The 19,374-nt window shown below is 41.3% G+C and carries 17 protein-coding genes and 1 other RNA gene; 16 read left to right on the top strand and 2 right to left on the bottom strand.

Features of this window, described 5'->3' with window-relative positions:
• Positions 1 to 512 precede the first annotated feature (512 nt).
• Genes H5160_RS09230 through H5160_RS09220 form a run of 3 tightly spaced genes read left to right on the top strand, consistent with a single transcriptional unit; the run spans position 513 to position 6,314 of the window.
• Positions 513 to 1,928 carry a TolC family protein gene (locus H5160_RS09230; protein WP_182711834.1) on the top strand — a complete coding sequence of 472 codons (1,416 nt, stop codon included), beginning with the start codon at positions 513 to 515 and terminating at the stop codon, positions 1,926 to 1,928.
• On the top strand, positions 1,918 to 3,234 hold the full coding sequence (locus tag H5160_RS09225) for an efflux RND transporter periplasmic adaptor subunit (RefSeq protein WP_149603183.1): 1,317 nt from the start codon (positions 1,918 to 1,920) through the stop codon (positions 3,232 to 3,234). The genes H5160_RS09230 and H5160_RS09225 overlap by 11 nt, the downstream gene beginning before the upstream one ends.
• The gene (locus H5160_RS09220) at positions 3,231 to 6,314 is read left to right on the top strand and encodes an efflux RND transporter permease subunit (protein WP_002962744.1); all 3,084 of its coding nucleotides are present in this window, start codon (positions 3,231 to 3,233) and stop codon (positions 6,312 to 6,314) included. The genes H5160_RS09225 and H5160_RS09220 overlap by 4 nt, the downstream gene beginning before the upstream one ends.
• 138 nt (positions 6,315 to 6,452) lie before the next feature.
• Here the strand turns inward: H5160_RS09220 and ssrS are convergent.
• Positions 6,453 to 6,635: non-coding RNA, 6S RNA (gene ssrS / locus H5160_RS09215), on the bottom strand.
• 193 nt (positions 6,636 to 6,828) lie between these two features.
• Between ssrS and H5160_RS09210 the strand changes: the two genes are divergently transcribed.
• The 4 genes from H5160_RS09210 to H5160_RS09195 are packed head-to-tail and all read left to right on the top strand — an operon-like array spanning position 6,829 to position 11,109.
• Positions 6,829 to 7,392, top strand: coding sequence for a UPF0149 family protein (locus tag H5160_RS09210; protein WP_002962745.1), 564 nt, complete (start codon positions 6,829 to 6,831; stop codon positions 7,390 to 7,392).
• A gap of 28 nt (positions 7,393 to 7,420) precedes the next feature.
• Positions 7,421 to 8,743: a Xaa-Pro aminopeptidase gene (gene pepP, locus H5160_RS09205; protein WP_182692801.1), complete on the top strand. Its 1,323-nt coding sequence runs from the start codon at positions 7,421 to 7,423 to the stop codon at positions 8,741 to 8,743.
• Positions 8,744 to 8,758: 15 nt separating this feature from the next.
• A complete protein-coding gene (gene ubiH, locus H5160_RS09200; RefSeq protein WP_182695410.1) occupies positions 8,759 to 9,946 on the top strand; it encodes a 2-octaprenyl-6-methoxyphenyl hydroxylase in 1,188 nt (395 codons plus the stop codon).
• Positions 9,943 to 11,109 carry an FAD-dependent monooxygenase gene (locus H5160_RS09195; RefSeq protein WP_182721146.1) on the top strand — a complete coding sequence of 389 codons (1,167 nt, stop codon included), beginning with the start codon at positions 9,943 to 9,945 and terminating at the stop codon, positions 11,107 to 11,109. The genes ubiH and H5160_RS09195 overlap by 4 nt, the downstream gene beginning before the upstream one ends.
• Positions 11,110 to 11,377: 268 nt before the next feature.
• Here H5160_RS09195 and H5160_RS09190 read toward each other — a convergent pair whose 3' ends face one another.
• On the bottom strand, positions 11,378 to 12,577 hold the full coding sequence (locus tag H5160_RS09190) for an alpha/beta hydrolase-fold protein (protein WP_182721147.1): 1,200 nt from the start codon (positions 12,575 to 12,577) through the stop codon (positions 11,378 to 11,380).
• A 375-nt stretch (positions 12,578 to 12,952) separates the two neighbouring features.
• Here H5160_RS09190 and rpsF point away from each other — a divergent pair, with 375 nt between their 5' ends.
• The 9 genes from rpsF (at position 12,953) to alr (ending at position 19,357) form a co-directional block, all read left to right on the top strand.
• Positions 12,953 to 13,294, top strand: coding sequence for a 30S ribosomal protein S6 (rpsF, locus tag H5160_RS09185; RefSeq protein ID WP_002962750.1), 342 nt, complete (start codon positions 12,953 to 12,955; stop codon positions 13,292 to 13,294).
• Positions 13,295 to 13,337: 43 nt separating this feature from the next.
• On the top strand, positions 13,338 to 13,655 hold the full coding sequence (gene priB, locus H5160_RS09180) for a primosomal replication protein N (protein WP_182737288.1): 318 nt from the start codon (positions 13,338 to 13,340) through the stop codon (positions 13,653 to 13,655).
• A 12-nt stretch (positions 13,656 to 13,667) separates the two neighbouring features.
• Positions 13,668 to 13,895, top strand: coding sequence for a 30S ribosomal protein S18 (gene rpsR, locus H5160_RS09175; RefSeq protein ID WP_002962753.1), 228 nt, complete (start codon positions 13,668 to 13,670; stop codon positions 13,893 to 13,895).
• A gap of 35 nt (positions 13,896 to 13,930) precedes the next feature.
• On the top strand, positions 13,931 to 14,383 hold the full coding sequence (rplI, locus tag H5160_RS09170; protein WP_002962755.1) for a 50S ribosomal protein L9: 453 nt from the start codon (positions 13,931 to 13,933) through the stop codon (positions 14,381 to 14,383).
• Between the two features lie 437 nt (positions 14,384 to 14,820).
• Positions 14,821 to 15,369, top strand: coding sequence for an RNA polymerase sigma factor (locus H5160_RS09165; RefSeq protein ID WP_182721148.1), 549 nt, complete (start codon positions 14,821 to 14,823; stop codon positions 15,367 to 15,369).
• Complete coding sequence (locus H5160_RS09160) at positions 15,356 to 15,838, top strand: hypothetical protein (protein WP_182721149.1); 483 nt, start codon at positions 15,356 to 15,358, stop codon at positions 15,836 to 15,838. Before H5160_RS09165 ends, H5160_RS09160 begins: the two co-directional genes overlap by 14 nt.
• Positions 15,839 to 15,847: 9 nt before the next feature.
• Positions 15,848 to 16,786 (top strand): DUF4097 family beta strand repeat-containing protein, encoded by a 939-nt coding sequence (locus tag H5160_RS09155; protein ID WP_182737287.1) that lies wholly within the window; start codon positions 15,848 to 15,850, stop codon positions 16,784 to 16,786.
• A 112-nt stretch (positions 16,787 to 16,898) separates the two neighbouring features.
• Complete coding sequence (dnaB, locus tag H5160_RS09150; RefSeq protein WP_002963050.1) at positions 16,899 to 18,278, top strand: replicative DNA helicase; 1,380 nt, start codon at positions 16,899 to 16,901, stop codon at positions 18,276 to 18,278.
• A complete protein-coding gene (gene alr / locus H5160_RS09145) occupies positions 18,278 to 19,357 on the top strand; it encodes an alanine racemase (RefSeq protein WP_182737286.1) in 1,080 nt (359 codons plus the stop codon). The genes dnaB and alr overlap by 1 nt, the downstream gene beginning before the upstream one ends.
• Positions 19,358 to 19,374: the final 17 nt, after the last annotated feature.

The following is a 19,374-nucleotide window of genomic DNA, read 5'->3' as shown; positions in this document are numbered from 1 at the left end:
CCGTTCGACTCGGTTAGTCGGCACCATTTATTTTAGGTAACTTGAAGCAACTGACTTGTAATCAGTAGTCTGTATAAGTTATCCGTTCGACTCGGTTAGTCGGCACCATTTATTTTAGGTAACTTGAAGCAACTGACTTGTAATCAGTAGTCTGTATAAGTTATCCGTTCGACTCGGTTAGTCGGCACCATTTATTTTAGGTAACTTAAAGCAACTAACTTGTAATCAGTAGTCTGTATAAGTTACCCGCTCGACTTCGTTAGTCGGCACCATTTATTTAAAAGCCTCGCTTATAGCGGGGCTTTTTTGTTTTTGTATAGTTAATCTCTTAAACACATTGCAAAAAGTTAATTTTAGTATTAAAAATTGCTGATCATTTACTCATTTTTACCGTATAACTGGCTATTATGTTAATTCATCGCTAGCTATGTAATGTTATGTAAAGTAAGTTGAGCAAAATTTGCCAAAGTGCTTGAATTACGTTCATAAATAGCAGTAATTTAGGTTTAATTATGATTTGGCAATGCAAGCCAACCCTACTGGCAATTAGTGTGATGCTGCTCAGCGGCTGTGCGAGTGATTTAAACTCGTCTCAGCGCATGCAAGTCTCTAATAATATGCCTCAGCAATGGCAGCAAGAAGCATCAAGCTCAGTATTAAAAGTACAAGAGCAATGGCTTACACAATTACAAAATCCTACGCTTAATAAATTTGTACAACAAGCACTTAAAAATAACCAACAGCTTTTGCAAACGAGTTATGATGTTGAAATTCAAAAGCAGCAACTTATAGTCTCGGGCGCTGCACTTTGGCCAAGCCTTGATTTATCAACACGTACAAGCCGTAGTAAAGACAACCGCCCTGTAAGTTACGACAACGCAAGCTCAGCTAGTTTAAACTTAACTTACGAGGTTGATTTATGGGGTAAGCTCTCTGACGCCAAGCGCGAAGCTAATCTTAACTATTTAGCTCAGCAGGCACGGTTTGAGCAAGCTAAACAGCAACTTGTTGCTGATGTAGTAACAGGTTGGTTTGATGTGGTTACGGCGCAGCAATTACTGGATTTATTTAAGCGTCGCGAAGCCAACTCACAACAAAATCTCGATATTATTGAAGCTGGCTATCGCCAAGGCATAAACGAAGCGCTCGATGTGTATTTAGCGCGTAATGAGCTTAATAATGAACGCTCTCGCATTGCCACTCAAAAAGCGAGTTTATCGGCATCAGCACGTGTACTTGAGCGTTTACTTGGTGAATACCCAAAAGGCGCTATTACTGCTAGTAGTGACTTACCTGTTATTAATACCGATATTCCTCTAGGATTACCTTCTGAGCTTATAACGCGAAAACCTACTCTACGTGCAAGTTGGTATGAGCTTTTAGCAGCCGACGCATCATTGGCATATGCGCACAAACAACGCTTTCCAAGTTTAGATTTAACTGCTTCATTAAGCGATAGCACCGACAGAGTAAGCGACTTGTTTTCTCCATCAAGCCTTGCATGGTCTTTGTTAGGTAGTATTTCAGCGCCACTTTTTGAAGGTGGGCGCTTAAAAGCCAACGAAGAAATAGCGCGTCTTAATACTCAAAAGCAAGAGCAGCTTTATTTACAAACGCTTTATGACGCATTTGGTGATGTTGAAAATGCAATTTCGCAGCAGCAGTCCCTCAAAGCTCAATATACAAGCACGTTAGAGGCACAAGAAAACGCACTTGCTGCAGAGCAATTGTCGTTTGAGCAGTATCAAAGTGGCTTGGTAACTTACACGACAGTGCTTGATGCCCAAGACCGTTCTTTTGACGCGCAAAGCTCCTTAATCGATATTAAAAACCAATTAATAGCCAATAGAATTAACCTACACATTGCCCTTGGTGGTGATTTTGCAAAGCCCTCAAGTGAACTAAAGAGCAATAACGATGAAAACTAAAACAGCAAAAATTATTATTCCAGCGGTGGTTATTGTTGCCACAATTTTAATTGTTATGTTTATTAAGGGGAATCCACCAGAGGCTAAACGCTTTGGGACACCTCCGAAGGCATCAATAAGTGTGGCTGCGCTTGAGCTAAAACCACAAAATTATCAAGTTATGATAGACAGCTACGGTACGGTAAAACCACGTACACAAAGTTTGTTAGTGGCTCAGGCATCTGGGCAAATAATTGAAGTAAGTGATGACTTTAGAGAAGGCGGTTTTTTTGAAAAAGGCGATGTACTTTTAAAACTAGACGACAGAGATCATCAGGCTGAAGTTAAATCTGCTCAAGCCAATTTATTAACCGCAGAGCAAGGTTTGCTAGAAGAGAAGGCGCGTGGGCAACAAGCCATTACCGATTGGAAGCGCCTTGGCGGCTCAAATCAGGCAAGCAGCTTAGTACTACGTGAGCCACAACTAGCAGCCGCTGAAGCTGAGGTTTTATCGGCTCAGGCAGCACTTGAAAAAGCGATGCTTGATTTAGAGCGCACTAAAGTAACGGCGCCATATGCGGGGCGTATACTTAGCCGCAGTGTTGATTTAGGGCAAGTTGTTACTAACAACACACAGTTAGCAACCATTTACGCAATCGATAGCGTTGAGATTCGCTTACCAATTAAAAATAAAGATCTCCCATTTGTAAATTTACCAGAGCAGTATCGCGATGGTGCTAAAAACCAAGCGGGTTCAATTGTTAAATTTACTTCTGACTTAGTAGGTGAGCAAACGTGGCAAGGTCAATTAGCACGCACAGAAGGTGCTATAGATGAAGGCGCACAGCAGCTTTATGTAGTTGCTAAAATTAATGACCCGTATAAAGCAACAGCAAATAACCAGTACCCAATAAAAATTGGGCAGTATATAAAAGCGCAAATTACCGGCAGAACAGTATCTAACGCACTTATAATTCCTAACAGTACAATTTATCAAGGAACGTACGTTTACATTGTTGAAGGTGGCGTACTTAAGCGCAAAGACATCACACTAGCTTGGCAAAATGCGACTCAGGCGATGATAAAAACCGGTTTAAACGCAAATGATAAGCTTGTTATTACTCCACTTGGTCAAGTAAGTTCAGGAACTCAAGTAAGTATTTTAGGTGAACAAAGCGCAGATCAACCTAAAAGCCGTGGAGCGAATGGGCAAGGTAAAGGAAAGCGCCCGACTCCAGAGCAGCTTGAACAAAAAGCAAAAGAGCTTGGTATTAGTGTTGAAGAGTTAAAAAAACGCCGTCCAGCAAAGCAAGGAGATAAGCCATGATAGCTTGGTTTGCCAAAAACCATGTTGCAGCTAACTTATTGCTAGTAACACTGCTGCTGTCGGGGCTTTTTAGTTTATCGACTAAAATACCGCTTGAAGTATTCCCTTCATTCGAAACCGACATGATAAGCGTGAACGTAAGTTTGCGCGGTTCAACACCAGAGGATGTAGAGCAAGGCGTAACAATTCGTATAGAAGAAGCCGTACAAGATTTAGAGGGCATAAAGCAAATATTTAGCCGCTCTTCTGAAGGCTCAGGCTCTGTAACAATTGAAGTTGAAACGGGCTACGACCCGCGTGAGCTTTTAGCCGATATTAAAAGTCGTGTAGATGCAATTAACACCTTTCCAGCCGATGCTGAAAAGCCAATAGTCGCGCTTGCGGAACGAATTCGCGAAGTTATCGCGGTTACCGTATCAAGTGATTACGGCGAAAAAGAAACCCGTGAATACGCAGAAACAGTACGCGATCAAATTCTACGTTTACCAAATGTGACGCAGGTAGAGCTAAGTGGTGTTCGTGATTATGAAATTGCCATTGAAGTAAGCCAAGACGTTCTTCGCCAGTACGATTTAAGTTTGGCACAAATATCGAGTGCCATTGCTAATTCAAGCTCTGATATTTCTGCTGGTAACTTAAAAACTGAAGGTGGGGACGTACTTATAAGCTCTAAAGGGCAAGCATATCGTAAAGATGAATTTGCCAATATTGTTGTTAAAAACCAAGCTGACGGCACTATTATTCGTTTAGGCGATATTGCAATAATTAAAGACGATTTTGAAGAAACCCCAGTACGTACTCGCTTTAATGGTAAGCAGGCTGCATTTATCGACGTATATCGAATTGGTCCGCAAAGTGCGATTACTGTTGCTGACGAAGTTAAAAATTACATAAAAGAGCAACAAAGCTCCCTTCCACAAGGATTTGAACTAAGTTACTGGGATGATGATTCGGAGCTGGTTAAAAGTCGAATTGCCACACTAACGACCAATGCCCTACAAGGCGGTATTTTAGTACTTGCTTTGCTTACTTTGTTTTTACGACCTGCAATTGCATTTTGGGTATTTATTGGTATTCCGGTTTCGTTTATGGGCGCGTTTATAGCGATGCCTATATTTGGCGTAACCCTTAATATTATGAGCTTATTTGGCTTTATATTAGTACTTGGGATTGTTGTTGATGACGCCATAGTTACTGGCGAAAATGTCTATACCCATTTAAAAACAGCTAAGTCGGGCGAGCAGGCTGCAATTTTAGGTACTCAAGAAGTCGCAACACCAGTAACATTTGGTGTATTAACTACCGTTGCCGCCTTTTTACCTTTGGCCTTTATTGAAGGGGCGCGCGGTGCTTTGTTTGCACAAATACCGGTAGTGGTTATTCCGGTATTATTGTTTTCATTGATTGAATCTAAATTTGTACTACCCGCACATTTAAAATATATAAAACTACGCCACGAAAAAGGCGAACCTTCAAAGTTTGATGTTATTCAACAGCGTTTTGCAGATGGATTTGAAAACGCGATTTTAAAATACTACCAACCCACTTTAAATTTAGCACTGCGCCATAAATTGGCTTCGGTAAGTTTGTTTGTTGGTGTGTTTATAATAATTTTAACCATGATCACTAGTGGTTGGACTAAGTTTGTATTTTTCCCGCGTATACCAAGCGAAACAGTCCGCGTTAACTTAACACTACCAACAGGTACGCCGTTTGAAGTCACTAATAAATACGTAATTGATATGTCGCAAAAGGCGCAGCAATTACAAGAAAAATACCGCGACCCAGATACAGGTGAAAGCGTTATTTTAAATATATTAGCCACAACAGGTGGGCGCGGTGGTGTATCTAATTCAGGTTCTGTACGCTTTGAAATAACACCGGCTGAAAAGCGTGAATCAGACATAGGATCAAGAGAGCTTGCCAGCGAATGGCGCGATTTAATTGGTGTCATTCCAGGCGCTGAAAGCTTAACGTTTAGAGCTGAAATTGGCCGAAGTTCTGACCCAATTGATGTTCAGCTTAGCGGGACTTCGTTGACTATTTTACAAGACGTGGCTGATCACATTAAAACCCGTTTATCGACCTACCCAACGGTATTTGATATTGCCGATAGCATGTCTGATGGTAAAGAAGAGTTACAAATAGAGCTTACGCAGCAAGGCTTAGCGCTGGGCTTAAATAGAGTCAATGTTGCAGGTCAAGTGCGTAACTCGTTCTTTGGCTCGCAAGTCCAACGTATTCAGCGCGGCCGTGACGATGTACGTGTAATGGTTCGCTTGCCTATAGACGAGCGCCGCTCAGTTGCCGATTTACAAAATATACTCATCAATACACCTACTGGTGGTTCGGTGCCGTTATCGCATGTTGCAACCCTTACCGCAGGGCAAAGCCCGTCAACTATTAACCGAATAGACCGCTACCGTACTTTAAATGTAACAGCGGATATCGAAAAAAATAACACCAACATGACCATACTTCAGGCTGACCTAACGGAGTATTTAGATGAATTAATGCAGCAATATCCTGGAGTAGATTACAAACTAGAAGGTGAGGCTAAAGAGCAGCGAGAGTCGTTTGGCTCATTGGCTTGGGCACTTGTGTTTGTATTTTTCATAATTTATGCGCTATTAGCGATACCGCTTAAGTCTTACTTACAGCCAATTATAGTAATGAGTGTAATTCCATTTGGCATGATAGGTGCTGTAGTCGGGCATTGGATTATGGGCATGGATTTAACCATTATGAGCTTGCTTGGTATGCTCGCCCTAACTGGGGTGGTAGTAAATGACTCCCTTGTACTAGTTGATTTTATCAATAAAAAGCGTAGTGAAGGCGGCAAATTACTAGATGCAGTTAAACTTGCCGGTGCATCGCGTTTTCGCCCTGTAATGCTAACAAGTTTAACGACCTTTATTGGCTTAATGCCGTTATTATTTGAAAAAGCGACTCAGGCGCAGTTTTTAATACCTATGGCGGTAAGTCTAGGGTTTGGGATTATTTTTGCGACCTTTATTACTTTATTGTTAGTACCAATAAACTACATGATGATGGAGCGCTTTCAAGGTTGGTTTAAGTAAATAAGCGTAAGCATTTAAAATTTAGCTGTAAGTAAGAAATTGCTTGCAGCTTTTTTTTGCCAAAAATTATAAAAATAATGTACGAAGGTATAGCAAAAAAATGAATAAGTAATAAGAGGGAGTATAAAAAGTAAGAAGGTGTTCCCCAAGATACGGTACCCGGTTTCAGTCCTGAAACCAGAAGGTTTCAGGGCGGAAATCTGCGGTTTACCGTAGGCTTCTCGGTACATGCCGAGCTTGCACAATAGTAGACGAACAGAAATCCTGGTATAAAATTTATCGGCTCAGGGACTTAACCAAGCTCCGGTACCCCAGGGAACAATTTAAGTATATAAGACATAATCCAATCCTTAAACCCTAAACGTAAAAAATTAAACCGTTCGCTTAGTTTTCCCGCACCTTTAACTCGTCATTTACTTTATCGCATGGTTTTTGAGCTTGATCATACAATTAATTGGAGTTGCTTTTTATCGAGTGGTAGCATTGCCTTAACTTGCAAAGCGAAGATTCGATTATGAACGATTTACCCGATTACGAAAAAGCTCAACTGCTTTTAGAAAAAAACGAAATATTTGTATCACCTGCCGAAGCGCATGGTGTAATTAGTGGTTTACTTGCGTGTGGTTTAACCATTGACGACAAAGAATACTTAGGCCTTTTGAGCGATGTGTTTAACGATGGTGAATCATTTAGTAACGATTTAAAGCAGTTTTTTGGCACTATTTATAAGCAAGTAGTTGCGAGCTTTAATGATGACGAATTTCAGTTTGATTTATTTTTACCAAACGATGACGAAACACTCATCGATCAGGCTAATGGCCTCGTATCATGGGTAGCAGGGTTTATGCTTGGTTTTGGCTTAAAGCAAAAAGATTACGGTAAGTTATCAAGCGATGTTAAAGAGGTTATTACTGACTTTAGCGAAATCACTCGCCTAGATACCACTTTTGAAGAAACCGAAGAAGACAGCCAAGCGCTGCACGAAGTGATTGAATATGTGCGCGTATCAGCACTACTTTGTTTTGCAGAGCTTGGTAAAGAGCAAAACACGCAAAGTACTAAAAAAACACTTCATTAGTTTAAAAAGTTAAACGGGTTGGTTAATAATGGTTGAAGTACAAAAGTCAGAATTTAAAGCACGCCGTGAGCGTTTACTTGCGCAAATGGATAAAAATAGTGTTGCTATTATTCCCGCTGCGAGCGAAGTGACGCGTAGCCGCGATACCGAATATGCATTTAGACAAGATAGCGACTTTTTCTATTTAACAGGCTTTAACGAACCCGACGCTGTACTTGTACTATGTAACAACAGCGATGCACCCAGTACTTTATTTTGCCTAGATAAAGACAAGCTTGCAGAAATTTGGCATGGCCGCAGAGTTGGCTTTGATAAAGCTAAAAGCGACTACTTGTTTGATGAAGCTTACCCGCTAAGTGAATTAAACGATAAGCTGCTCGATATACTAAATGAAAAAGATGCGATTTATTTTGCACAAGGTGCTTATCCTTCATTTGATACCAAGGTGTTTACGTTACTAGGTACACTTAGAAGTGGTGCGCGAAAAGGCCTCAAAGCACCGAGTACTTTAAAAGAAATACGCGGCCTTATTCATGAAATGCGTTTGTTTAAATCGCCAAGCGAAGTAAATGTTATGCGAGAAGGCTGTGAAATTAGTGCGCGAGGGCATATGCGCGCTATGCGTTTTTCACACCCCGGAGCTACTGAATTTCAGCTAGAGGCTGAGCTGCATCATCATTATGCCATGAATGGTGCGCCGCACCCTGCATACGGCACAATTGTTGGTAGTGGCGACAACGCCAATATTTTACATTACACGCAAAATAGCGACGTATTAAAAAATGGCGACCTGGTACTTATAGACTCCGGTTGTGAGCTACAAGGTTACGCCGCCGATATTACCCGTACTTTTCCAGTAAATGGACAATTTAGCGAAGAGCAAGCCGCGCTTTACAATATTGTACTTAAAGCGCAAGAAGTTGCTTTTGATGAAGTAAAACCAGGTGGTTACATGTCGCATGCTAATAAACTAGCAATGGAAGTAATGACCCAAGGTTTACTTGATTTAGGTATTTTAACCGGCGACTTTGATGAGCTAATGGCAAAAGGGGCATGTAAAGAATATTACATGCACGGGCTTGGGCATTGGCTTGGTTTAGATGTACATGATGTTGGCGATTACAAAGTAAATAACGTTGAGCGTGCATTTGAGCCCGGTATGGTACTCACCATAGAGCCTGGGCTTTATATCAGCGAAGACTCAAGCGCACCGCAAAAATACAAAGGCATTGGTATTCGTATTGAAGATAACTTGCTAGTTACCGAAACAGGCCATGAAAACTTGACCCTAAGCGTGCCTAAAAAAATTAGCGATATAGAAGCACTTATGCAAAGTGCTAAAAACGTATAAAGCTCGGAGAGTAAAGTGGCTAAGCAGTTTGATGTAGTTGTTATTGGCGGTGGTTTAGCGGGAGCAAGCTGCGCGTTAAGTGTGGCTAAAACTAATCCCGCGTTAAATATTGCCGTTGTAGAAGCTAATCAAGTTACCGGCGACTACCACCCAAGCTTTGACGACAGAAGCATTGCACTTGCTCAGCAATCGGTAGAGTATTTACAAAGCCTCAATTTATTTGAACAAAATGCCCCTTACACCGCCGTAATCAAAAAAGTGAGCGTGTCTGATAGAGGCCACTTTGGCAAAGCGCACATTAATTGCGACGAATTTGCTAAACCTTCACTTGGTTACGTAGTAGAAGTTAACCCTTTTGGCCGAGCGCTCCACCTGCGTTTAACGCAATCAAATATTACGCTTTTGTGCCCCGATAGCGTAATTGCCATTGAGCAAACCCTGCACAGCAATACACTTACCCTGCAAAGCGGCGAGCAATTAAGCGCAGCGCTATTGGTTATTGCTGATGGTACACAATCACCCACACGTAATTTACTTGAGCTTGGCTTTAATACCCAGCCTTATGAACAAGGCGCAATTATTGCCAATGTAGAAGTAGCTGGTGGGCATAATAATCATGCCTTTGAGCGTTTTACACAAAGCGGGCCTATGGCGTTATTACCCATGAGCAATAACCGTTATTCGTTGGTGTGGTGTATGAGCCAAGATCAGGTTGAACAGCACATGGCACTTAATGAACAAGACTTTATAAGTGCCCTACAAAGTGCGTTTGGTTATCGCGGTGGTCAATTTACTAAAGTAGGCATGCGCACGAGTTACCCGCTCGTTTACGGGCAAGTCGAGTCTTTGACTGCGCACCGTACAGTGGTTATTGGTAATGCCGCACATGCTATTCATCCTATTGCAGGGCAAGGTTTTAATTTAGGCCTTCGCGACGTGCAAGTACTAAGTAATTTAATAGCAAACAGCCAACACGGTTTAGGCAGCTATGCGTTTACACGTGAATATTCTAAAAAGCGCAGTGATGATATAAAAACCGTAATGAGCTTAACCGATGCACTTGTTAGGCTTTTTTCAAACTCATCGCGAGTGCTCGCATTGGGGCGCAGTATTGGGTTGTTTTCGATGGATTTATTTCCCGCATTAAAAGCGCCATTAGCCAAACAGTTAATGGGGCAAGTTAAACAAGGTAGGCGTTTATGAAGCAAGCACAGGTTTGTATTGTAGGTGGTGGCTGCGTAGGGCTAACACTAGCACTTGGATTGGCAAAAGCCGATATAAGCGTCGTTGTACTCGACGGCGCACCAACACAAGCGTTGCCAACTGACGAATATGGTTTGCGCGTAAGTGCGCTAAGCATTGCAAGTCAAACCTTGCTTGAGCAATTAAATGTATGGCCAGAAATTATCGCACAGCGAGCGTGCGCTTATACGCATATGGATGTACGTGATGCCGACAGTTTTGGCAAAATAGCGTTTGATAACAAACAACTTGAGCTTGAGCATTTAGGCCATATTGTTGAAAACGACATTATCCGCTACGCGCTCATAAAAGAGTTGGAACAACAAAGTAGTGCCACGTTAATGTTCGATACACAGTATCAGCAAATACATCAAAGCGAATCAGATGTATTTATAACGCTTAAAAGCGGCGAGCCAATTATTGCAAAACTGCTGGTGGCCGCTGATGGGGCAAACTCAGCTATTCGCAAACAATTTAATATGGCGCTTAGCTTTAAAGATTACGATCACCATGCGCTAGTCGCAACCGTAAAAACCAAAGAGCCGCACGCAAATACCGCACGCCAAGTGTTTTTACCAACCGGGCCGCTGGCATTTTTACCTCTGAGCGATGCAAATACCCATTCAATAGTATGGTCTACTAGCCCCAACCACTGCGATGAGCTGCTTGCAATGGACGACAGTGCCTTTAATAAAGCTGTTATGGCTGCAATAGATGGCCAATGCGGGCTATGTGAAGTGCAAAGTGCGCGCGCAGCTTTCCCACTTAAAATGCGCTACGCTCAGCAATGGGTTTCAGGCAAAGTGGTACTCATTGGCGATGCTGCACATACAATCCATCCACTTGCAGGGCTTGGTATGAACTTAGGCCTAAAAGATGCGGCTTATTTAATTGAGCTACTCACAAGTGATAGTAAGGAGTTTGCAAGCACGCGCACACTTCGCGATTACGAACGTACCCGTAAGCTCGATGCGCAAAAGCACATAGCCATGATGCAAGGGTTAAAAGAGTTATTTGAAGGTGCAAACCCGGTTAAAAAACTTATCCGCGGAGTAGGGCTATCATTAGTTGATAATTTAGGCCCAATAAAACACCTGTTCGCTAAAGAAGCGATAGGAAAGTAACGTAGGTTGGGTTGAGCGAAGCGAAACCCAACGGATAAAGTAAAGCGATGAGCTTGATTAAAAAAACCGATGTTTAATTTAAACATCGGTTTTTTTATGAAGGTTTTAAATATATTAAAAGCTGCGCTTTTCACGCGAGCAAGCTCTGCGTCTATATGCAAAGTTTAACACTGAGCTTAATTTTACCTGTAGGCGTTTAGCTTGCTGACGCGACGAGCCTAGCTCGTAATTACTATCGTTAGCTAAAAAGCGCTTTGCGTTAAATCAGTTACAAATTCTTTTGTGCTTCATTCACCATATCCTTGAGAGCATCAATTAACATTGGATCTCGCGAGTTTTGCTTAGCAAGTTCTAATGCGTGTTTCATACTAGTGACGGCTTCTTTGAACTGCTTATTTTCAGTATAGCCTTGCGATAAACGCATGTGAGAATAGGCTGCATTTGGGTAATGGGTAGTAAAGTGTTTAAGCGTGGTAATAGCTTTGGCTGTGTTACCAAATTTTTGCTGGCTATGAGCAAATTCTACATATACATCTTGTGGAATTTTAAGCTCAAACCCATATTTATCACTCAGTGCTTGGTAGTAACCTGTAATAAGCGATACATCAGCAAATCTTCCGTGCTCGTCAGTAACGCTAAAAATTAGGTCGCCAAATAAGTGAATTAGGCTATCGCTAAGGGCTGGTAGTATGGTGCCCATATGACTAAAAGTAGGGTAATGCTTATATTCCCATTTTAGCTGTGTTGGCATTTGTTGTTCTAAATTTACTAAAGTATTTAATACACCTGTATAAAAGCGTGACCCTTCACTTGCTACACTAATAAATAACGATTGACCGCCTTTAGGGCTTTTAGTGTATTTTATAATATTATTTTTTAATTCTTCATCACTCCACCAACTGTTTGGGCTTATAGCTATATAGTTATTAAATAACTCAGGCTGATTAACTAAAGTATAAAGCGCTAAAGTACCTGCATTAGAGTGGCCAATTAACGTGTTGTAGCCGTTAGTTGAGTAGTTAGAATTTATGTATGGCATAAGTTCGTCAGAAACAAATTTCAAAAACTCGTCAGTTTGCCCCGCTTCAGGCCATTTATTTTTTACAAAGGTTTGAAACTCAGTTTTAGGCTCACCATCTACTTTAGGTAAGTAATCACGAACGCGGTTAGTTGTATCAATACCAACAAGCAAGGCATTAGGTATCTGCTCGTAATCAACTAAGGATTTTATAACCCCAGACGCCGTATGAAAGTGCTCAACACCATCAAGTAAATAAATAACATAAAGCGGCTGATCGTCTTTTACAGTGTCAGGTATGAAAATTTTAATGGGTCTGTCTTCGTTAAGTATTTTTGATTGCAGAATGACTTTTTTACCAACGGTTATGTCAGTTGTATTGGTTTTTGCGTGGCTTAAAAATGGTGTACTAAAAGTAAGTATTAATACAAGCGATAGTAAGAGCTTCATAAATATCCTTATTTAATAATGTATTGCTTAATAATTGCACGGCTTTAAATTTGAGTAAATACTTATATTTTGAGGCAGGTGTTAGACTTAAGTAATTCAAAGCTGCGCTTTTTATGCGCGCAAGCTTGGCGTATATGATAAATATTAAACTACGAGTTTAGCTTTTCCTTTAGGCCTAAGGCTTGCTAACGGGATGAGCGAAGCTCGCAATAATTGCCTTTAAACTCTTATCTATAAAAGCTTAAAAAACCTGCTTGCTTAATTATCCGTCTAAGCGTAAAATGCGCGCTCATTTCGGCTTTTAAACTATTAATTCCTTGCCTTAAACCGACCGGCCGAAACGGTAGAAGGCTCTATTAACCGTAAGGAATATCCATGCGTCATTACGAAATCGTATTCATGGTTCACCCTGATCAGAGTGAGCAAGTAACTGGTATGATCGAACGTTATACTGGTTCTATCACTGAAGCTGGTGGTACTATCCACCGTCTTGAAGACTGGGGCCGCCGTCAACTGGCTTACCCAATCAACAAGCTTCATAAAGCTCATTATGTTCTTATGAACGTTGAAGCACCTACTGAAGTAATCAGCGAGCTAGAAACTACTTTCCGCTACAACGATGCAGTGCTTCGTAACTTAGTTATGCGTACTAAAAATGCTGTAACTGAAGCGTCTCCTCTTGCAAGAGAAGAGAAGAAAGAAGCACCAGCTGCTTAATTGTTTTGAGTCCTAGCATGGCATGTAGTCAGCAGTTATTATAATGGTTAGCCCATATATGAATCAGCTGGTTATATCTGGGGTAGTTTGTAAAACTCCCAAGTTTAGCCAAAGCCCTGCTGGCATCCCGCATTGTATTTTTGTTGTAGAACATAAATCAATGCAAACCGAAGCAGACCTTAACCGTAATAGTTATGTGAGGCTTCAGGTAGTTGTCAGTGGAAAGCAAATGCAACAACAGACTCAACATTTGCACGTTGGGCAGGCATTGCAAGTGAGTGGTTTTTTAAATCGCCACGAAGGTCGTAACGGCCTTAGCCAATTGGTTTTGCATGCTCAGCATATAGAAAGAATTATTTGAGGAATTAATCTCATGGCACGTTATTTCAGACGTCGTAAGTTCTGCCGCTTTAAAGCGGAAGGCGTACAACAAATCGATTACAAAGATCTAGCTACTCTTAGAAACTATGTTACAGAAAGTGGCAAAATCGTACCTAGCCGTATCACAGGTACTAGCGCTAAATACCAGCGCCAGCTAGCAACTGCTATTAAGCGTGCTCGCTACTTAGCCCTTCTTCCATACACTGACTTACATAAGTAAGCAGCGGATTAACAGTTTTTAAAAGGTGTAGAAACATGCAAGTTATTCTACTAGATAAGATCGCTAACCTAGGTAGCCTAGGTGAACAGGTTGTAGTTAAATCTGGTTTCGCACGTAACTTCCTTTTCCCGCAAGGTAAGGCAGTTCCTGCGACTAAAGCTAACATTGAAACGTTTGACGCTCGTCGTGCAGAACTTGAAGCGAAAATCGCTGAACAGTTAGTTGCTGCACAAGCACGCGCTGAAAAACTAGAAGCATTAGCAGAAGTTACATTAGTATCTAAAGCTGGTGACGAAGGTAAGTTATTCGGTTCAATCGGTACTCGTGACATCGCTGACGCTATCTCAGCTGTTGGTGTTGAAGTTGCTAAGTCAGAAGTTCGTTTGCCTCTAGGTACTATCCGTGAGACTGGTGAATTTGACGTATCAATTTCAGTTCACTCAGACGTAACGGCTACTATCAAAGTAATCGTAATCGCTGAAGCTTAATTTTTAATTAAGCTAAAAAAGCCGTGCTATTAGCACGGCTTTTTTGTGCCTATAATTTGGCTAACTTCATTAGTTGAGGGCACAATTTAATAATACCAATCCGCAATAATACTTAATCATTTTGCGGGGCTAAACGTGTCGCTACCTGTGTTAAAAAATTCTCATTTACGACTGCATGGATGCAGAAGGTAGAGCAATGCAGGAGCAATTGCCGAGAACAACTAAATAGCGAATTTTTTGTCTAGCTATCAACACGTTTTTCCATCCTCAAAATAGATCACTTAATTAAGCGAATTGGTATAAAGCCTCGTATAAGCCCCTTTTTTATTCAATTATTTTTTCATTCCTTTTAAACCTTTTCGAACTGTCATTACGTCTAACTTATCAATACACTTAAATAGCAACTCAACAATAATAATTAAAAGGCGGCATCACGGATGTTACACGTTAAACCCGAACCAGCGCCTTTGTGCGAAGCTGCACTCATTGAGCGAGTTAAATCGGGTGATCAAGGCGCATACACAACGCTTTATGAGTTACATATAAAACGAGTATACGGTTTATGTTTACGCTTATTAGCAGACCAAGCACACGCCGAAGACGCCGCCCAAGAGGTATTTGTACAGGTATGGCATAAAATAGCATTATTTGATGGGCGTTCGCAGTTTTCTACTTGGCTATATAGTGTTGCCAGTAATGTAGCGATAAGTTATCTGCGCAAGCAAAAAAACTGGTTACAAAAAGTAGTAAGTATTGAACGCAGCGGTATGGATGAGCAATCAGCTAACGACTGCAAAGGCTTAAATGGCCTCGATAAGTTAATAGTAAGGCTTCCTGAGCGCGCACGTATGGTATTTGTATTATTTGCTATTGAAGGTTATAGGCACGAGGAAATCGCGGAGCAATTAGGTATGGCTGTTGGTTCAAGTAAGTCACAATATCATCGTGCTAGGCAGTTATTACAAGAGTGGTATGAAAATGAGTAAACCAAACTTTAGCGACTACTTAAACAAGTCATTAAACACGCTTGATAAAGAAATTACGCCACATAAAGATTTATGGGCGGGGATTGAGCGAGCAATTGTTAATAATAAGCAGAACCCAAATAGCACTATTATTTGGCCAAAACTAACGGCAATAGCAGCGTGTACTGTGGCTGCTTTAATTGCTGTTAATATATTTGTTATAGCACCTGAACCACAGCCCGTAGTGGCTATAAGTGATTACTTTTCGGCTCAAAAAAATAGTTTGTTAGTTGAATACGAAAATAAAGAAGCATTAACCACTAACTGGCAAACGCAACTACAAGAACTTGAAGAAGCTGAGCAAGCAATAAAGCAAGCTCTTGAAAACGAACCACAAAACCAAGCGCTACTGACAATGTTAGCGCAAATATATCAACAACAACTTGATTTAATTAACAAGGTGCACGCGCCACGTTGGCAGCACATTTAGGAGTACGATATGAAAGCGATTTTATTAGGACTGAGCATATTTCCACTGGCGGCATTTGCGGGTGAAAAAATAGATAAGCAAATAGACGTACCAAGTGGCGGCACTATTTTTATTGAAAACCAACGCGGTGATATACATATTACAGGCTGGGATAAAAACGAATTTAAAGTATCTGGCGAGCTTGATGATAAAGCACAGGGTTATGAGCTTAAAACAAGTGGTGATAAAACACAGTTTATTGTAAAAATGCCCCGTAAATCAAATTGGGGTAATAGTGGTGACGGCTCAAACCTAACTATATTTATGCCTAAAAGCAGTAGTTTAGCGTTTGCTGGCGTTAATGTATCGGTGACTGCAAAGGCGCTTAAAAACGGCGCAGAAGTTGATGTGGTTAACGGCGAAATTACGGTAGATGATATTACTGGCAACATTAAGCTCACCACTGTAAATGGTGATATGAACGCTGAGAACTTAAACGGGAATATTCAGTTTGAAACCGTAAATGGTGAAATTAACGATAGGCAATCAAGTGGTGAGTTGCGTTTTAGCGCTGTTAATGGTGATATTAAATCAACTTCAAGCGCTAATGATGTACGCCTTGAAAACGTAAATGGCGATATAGAATTTACGCTATCGACTATTAAAAACCTACGTATTAATACGGTCAATGGCGAAGCAGAAGTACAGATTAACGAGCTTTTAAAAGGCGGTGATGTACGTTTTGAATCAGTAAGTGGTGATGCCGACTTTTATTTCCCACAAAGTGTATCAGCAAAGTTTGAAATTAAAGCCCATGCTAATGGTAAAATCATTAACAAAGTCAGTAGTGACAAAGTCAGTAAAGCTAAATATGGCCCAGCCAGTGATTTAGAGTTTAGTATTAATGGCGGTAATGCAAATGTCGAAATGGATACCATTAGTGGACGAATAGAGCTTCGTACCAAATAACACTCATTCCCCATCACGATTACAAAAAGCAGGAAAGATTTCCTGCTTTTCTATTTGCACAGCCCCTGCAAGTCGATAGAATAGAGCCATTCAATTTTACTACTGTGAAGTTATGGCCAAACCAGATAAGCAAGTCGATACTCTTAAAGTTCCTCCCCATTCAATAGAAGCTGAACAATCTGTTTTAGGTGGCTTAATGCTTGATAACCAAGCTTTTGACCGCGTAGCTGAGCTTGTTGTATCACAGGATTTTTATACCCGCACGCACAAGTTAATTTTTGAGGCGATGACGGCACTTGCTGAGATTGGCGATCCGATAGATTTAATCACTATTTCTGAAAGTTTAGAAAAAAATAATAAACTTGCAGGTATTGGGGGTTTTGCTTACTTAGCCGAAATTGCTAAAAATACGCCAAGTGCAGCCAACATTGATGCCTACGCAAACATTGTACGTGAGCGTGCTGTTGTACGTGAAATGATTGGCGTGGCAAATGAAATAGCCGAAGCGGGTTTTAATACCGAAGGGCGTACTAGTCACGACCTACTCGATTTTGCCGAAAGCAAAGTATTTAAAATTGCCGAGCAACGTACAAAAAGTACGGAAGGCCCGCAAAGTATTCATAACATACTCGAAAAAACCGTTGATAAAATAGAAGAGCTTTATCAATCGCCACAAGATGGTGTAACGGGTGTAAGTACAGGTTATGCCGATCTTGATAAAATGACGACGGGCCTGCAACCGTCTGACTTAATTATTGTTGCAGCGCGTCCTTCAATGGGTAAAACCACCTTTGCGATGAATCTTGCAGAACATGCCGCAATGACTCAAGACAAACCCGTGCTAATTTATTCGCTAGAGATGCCTTCAGAACAAATTATGATGAGGATGTTAGCGTCTCTTGGCCGTATTAACCAAACTAAGGTACGTACAGGTCAGTTAGATGATGACGATTGGGCGCGACTTTCATCAACAATGGGCTTGTTGATGGAAAAAGGCAAAATGTATGTTGATGATGCCTCGGGCTTAACACCTACCGATGTTCGCTCTCGTGCACGTCGTATTGCGCGTGACCACGGCGGCATTAGTATGATCATGGTCGATTACTTGCAGCTAATGCGCGTACCTAGCCTTGCTGATAACCGAACGCTTGAAATTGCTGAAATTTCGCGTTCACTTAAATCACTAGCAAAAGAGCTAAAATGTCCGGTTGTTGCGCTTTCGCAGCTAAACCGTACGCTAGAGCAACGTGCCGATAAACGCCCAATTAACTCAGATTTACGTGAGTCAGGGTCGATAGAGCAGGATGCCGATTTAATCATGTTTATTTACCGTGACGAAGTTTACAACGAAGACAGTACTGATAAAGGTATTGCTGAGATTATCATAGGTAAACAACGTAACGGCCCAATTGGTAAAGTGCGTTTAACATTCCAAGGTCAATTTTCTCGCTTTGATAATTACGCGGGACCAGCGGTAGATGACGATTACTAATGCGCTTAGCGACTGCTGAAATTAACTTAACGGCACTTGCGCATAATTTAGCGCAAGTTAAGGGCTTTGCACCTAACAGCAAAGTGATGGCGGTGCTAAAAGCAAATGCTTACGGGCATGGATTAGTAACGATTGCGCAGCATTTAAATAATGCTGACGCATTTGCTGTGGCACGTATAGATGAAGGGCTTGCCCTTCGAGCTGGGGGCTTAACAAAACCAATTGTTTTACTAGAAGGCTTTTTTAACAAAGCCGACTTACCGATTCTGCTCGCCAACAATTTTCAAACTATTATTCACGATGAGTACCAATTAGCGGCGCTTGAAAAAGCAAAGCTAGATGCACCAATAACATGCTGGTTAAAAGTAAATACAGGTATGCATCGATTAGGTATTGCGCCAGAGCAGTTTGAAGCCTTTTATAGCCGCTTGCAAAAAACACCTAACGCTAAAAATACCGTTAATTTAATGACCCACTTTTCGTGTGCTGATGACGTTGATAATGCTAAAACGGTTCAGCAAATTAGGTTGTTTGATAATTTAGTGAATGGTATTGACCAAGCGCATTGTTTATCAAATTCGGCTGGTATTATTGCCTGGCCGAGCGGTCATGGCGATTGGGTGCGTCCTGGGCTTATGTTATATGGTGTATCGCCAATGGCAAATAGTATTGGGCAGCAACACAAATTAAAACCAGTTATGCGCTTAACTACGCGCGTAATTGCAGTGCGAGATGTGCCTGCTAATGAGGCTGTTGGGTATGGTGGTCGTTGGAAAAGCGATAAACCAACCAAGTTAGCTGTTGTAGCTATGGGTTATGGCGATGGTTATCCTCGGCATGCTAAAGAGGGGACACCGGTAATAATTGGTGAGCAGCGTTATGGTATTGTAGGTAGCGTAGCTATGGACATGATCAGCGTTGATATAGGCGCTAATGAGCATAATATTAAAGTTGGCGACAGAGTCACTATGTGGGGCCCTGAGCTACCAGTTGAAGAAATAGCACTGTGCGCTGATACTATTCCTTACGAGCTATTATGTAATATTACACCACGCGTAAGTTATGAGTATCAGCCATAGTTAGTTTTTAGCGTATA

The organism is Pseudoalteromonas sp. SG43-4 (assembly GCF_014164325.1).
GTDB classification, from domain to species: domain Bacteria; phylum Pseudomonadota; class Gammaproteobacteria; order Enterobacterales; family Alteromonadaceae; genus Pseudoalteromonas; species Pseudoalteromonas distincta.
This window is presented reverse-complemented; position numbering and strand designations above follow the sequence as displayed.

Coding starts and splice junctions, on each gene's coding strand:
- rplI (WP_002962755.1), top strand. CDS start 13,931: ATGCAAGTTATTCTACTAGATAAGATCGCTAACCTAGGTAGCCTAGGT.
- pepP (WP_182692801.1), top strand. CDS start 7,421: ATGGTTGAAGTACAAAAGTCAGAATTTAAAGCACGCCGTGAGCGTTTA.
- H5160_RS09225 (WP_149603183.1), top strand. CDS start 1,918: ATGAAAACTAAAACAGCAAAAATTATTATTCCAGCGGTGGTTATTGTT.
- H5160_RS09190 (WP_182721147.1), bottom strand. CDS start 12,577: ATGAAGCTCTTACTATCGCTTGTATTAATACTTACTTTTAGTACACCA.
- H5160_RS09210 (WP_002962745.1), top strand. CDS start 6,829: ATGAACGATTTACCCGATTACGAAAAAGCTCAACTGCTTTTAGAAAAA.
- H5160_RS09230 (WP_182711834.1), top strand. CDS start 513: ATGATTTGGCAATGCAAGCCAACCCTACTGGCAATTAGTGTGATGCTG.
- rpsR (WP_002962753.1), top strand. CDS start 13,668: ATGGCACGTTATTTCAGACGTCGTAAGTTCTGCCGCTTTAAAGCGGAA.
- H5160_RS09220 (WP_002962744.1), top strand. CDS start 3,231: ATGATAGCTTGGTTTGCCAAAAACCATGTTGCAGCTAACTTATTGCTA.
- H5160_RS09165 (WP_182721148.1), top strand. CDS start 14,821: ATGTTACACGTTAAACCCGAACCAGCGCCTTTGTGCGAAGCTGCACTC.
- H5160_RS09155 (WP_182737287.1), top strand. CDS start 15,848: ATGAAAGCGATTTTATTAGGACTGAGCATATTTCCACTGGCGGCATTT.
- H5160_RS09195 (WP_182721146.1), top strand. CDS start 9,943: ATGAAGCAAGCACAGGTTTGTATTGTAGGTGGTGGCTGCGTAGGGCTA.
- rpsF (WP_002962750.1), top strand. CDS start 12,953: ATGCGTCATTACGAAATCGTATTCATGGTTCACCCTGATCAGAGTGAG.
- priB (WP_182737288.1), top strand. CDS start 13,338: ATGGTTAGCCCATATATGAATCAGCTGGTTATATCTGGGGTAGTTTGT.
- H5160_RS09160 (WP_182721149.1), top strand. CDS start 15,356: ATGAAAATGAGTAAACCAAACTTTAGCGACTACTTAAACAAGTCATTA.
- alr (WP_182737286.1), top strand. CDS start 18,278: ATGCGCTTAGCGACTGCTGAAATTAACTTAACGGCACTTGCGCATAAT.
- dnaB (WP_002963050.1), top strand. CDS start 16,899: ATGGCCAAACCAGATAAGCAAGTCGATACTCTTAAAGTTCCTCCCCAT.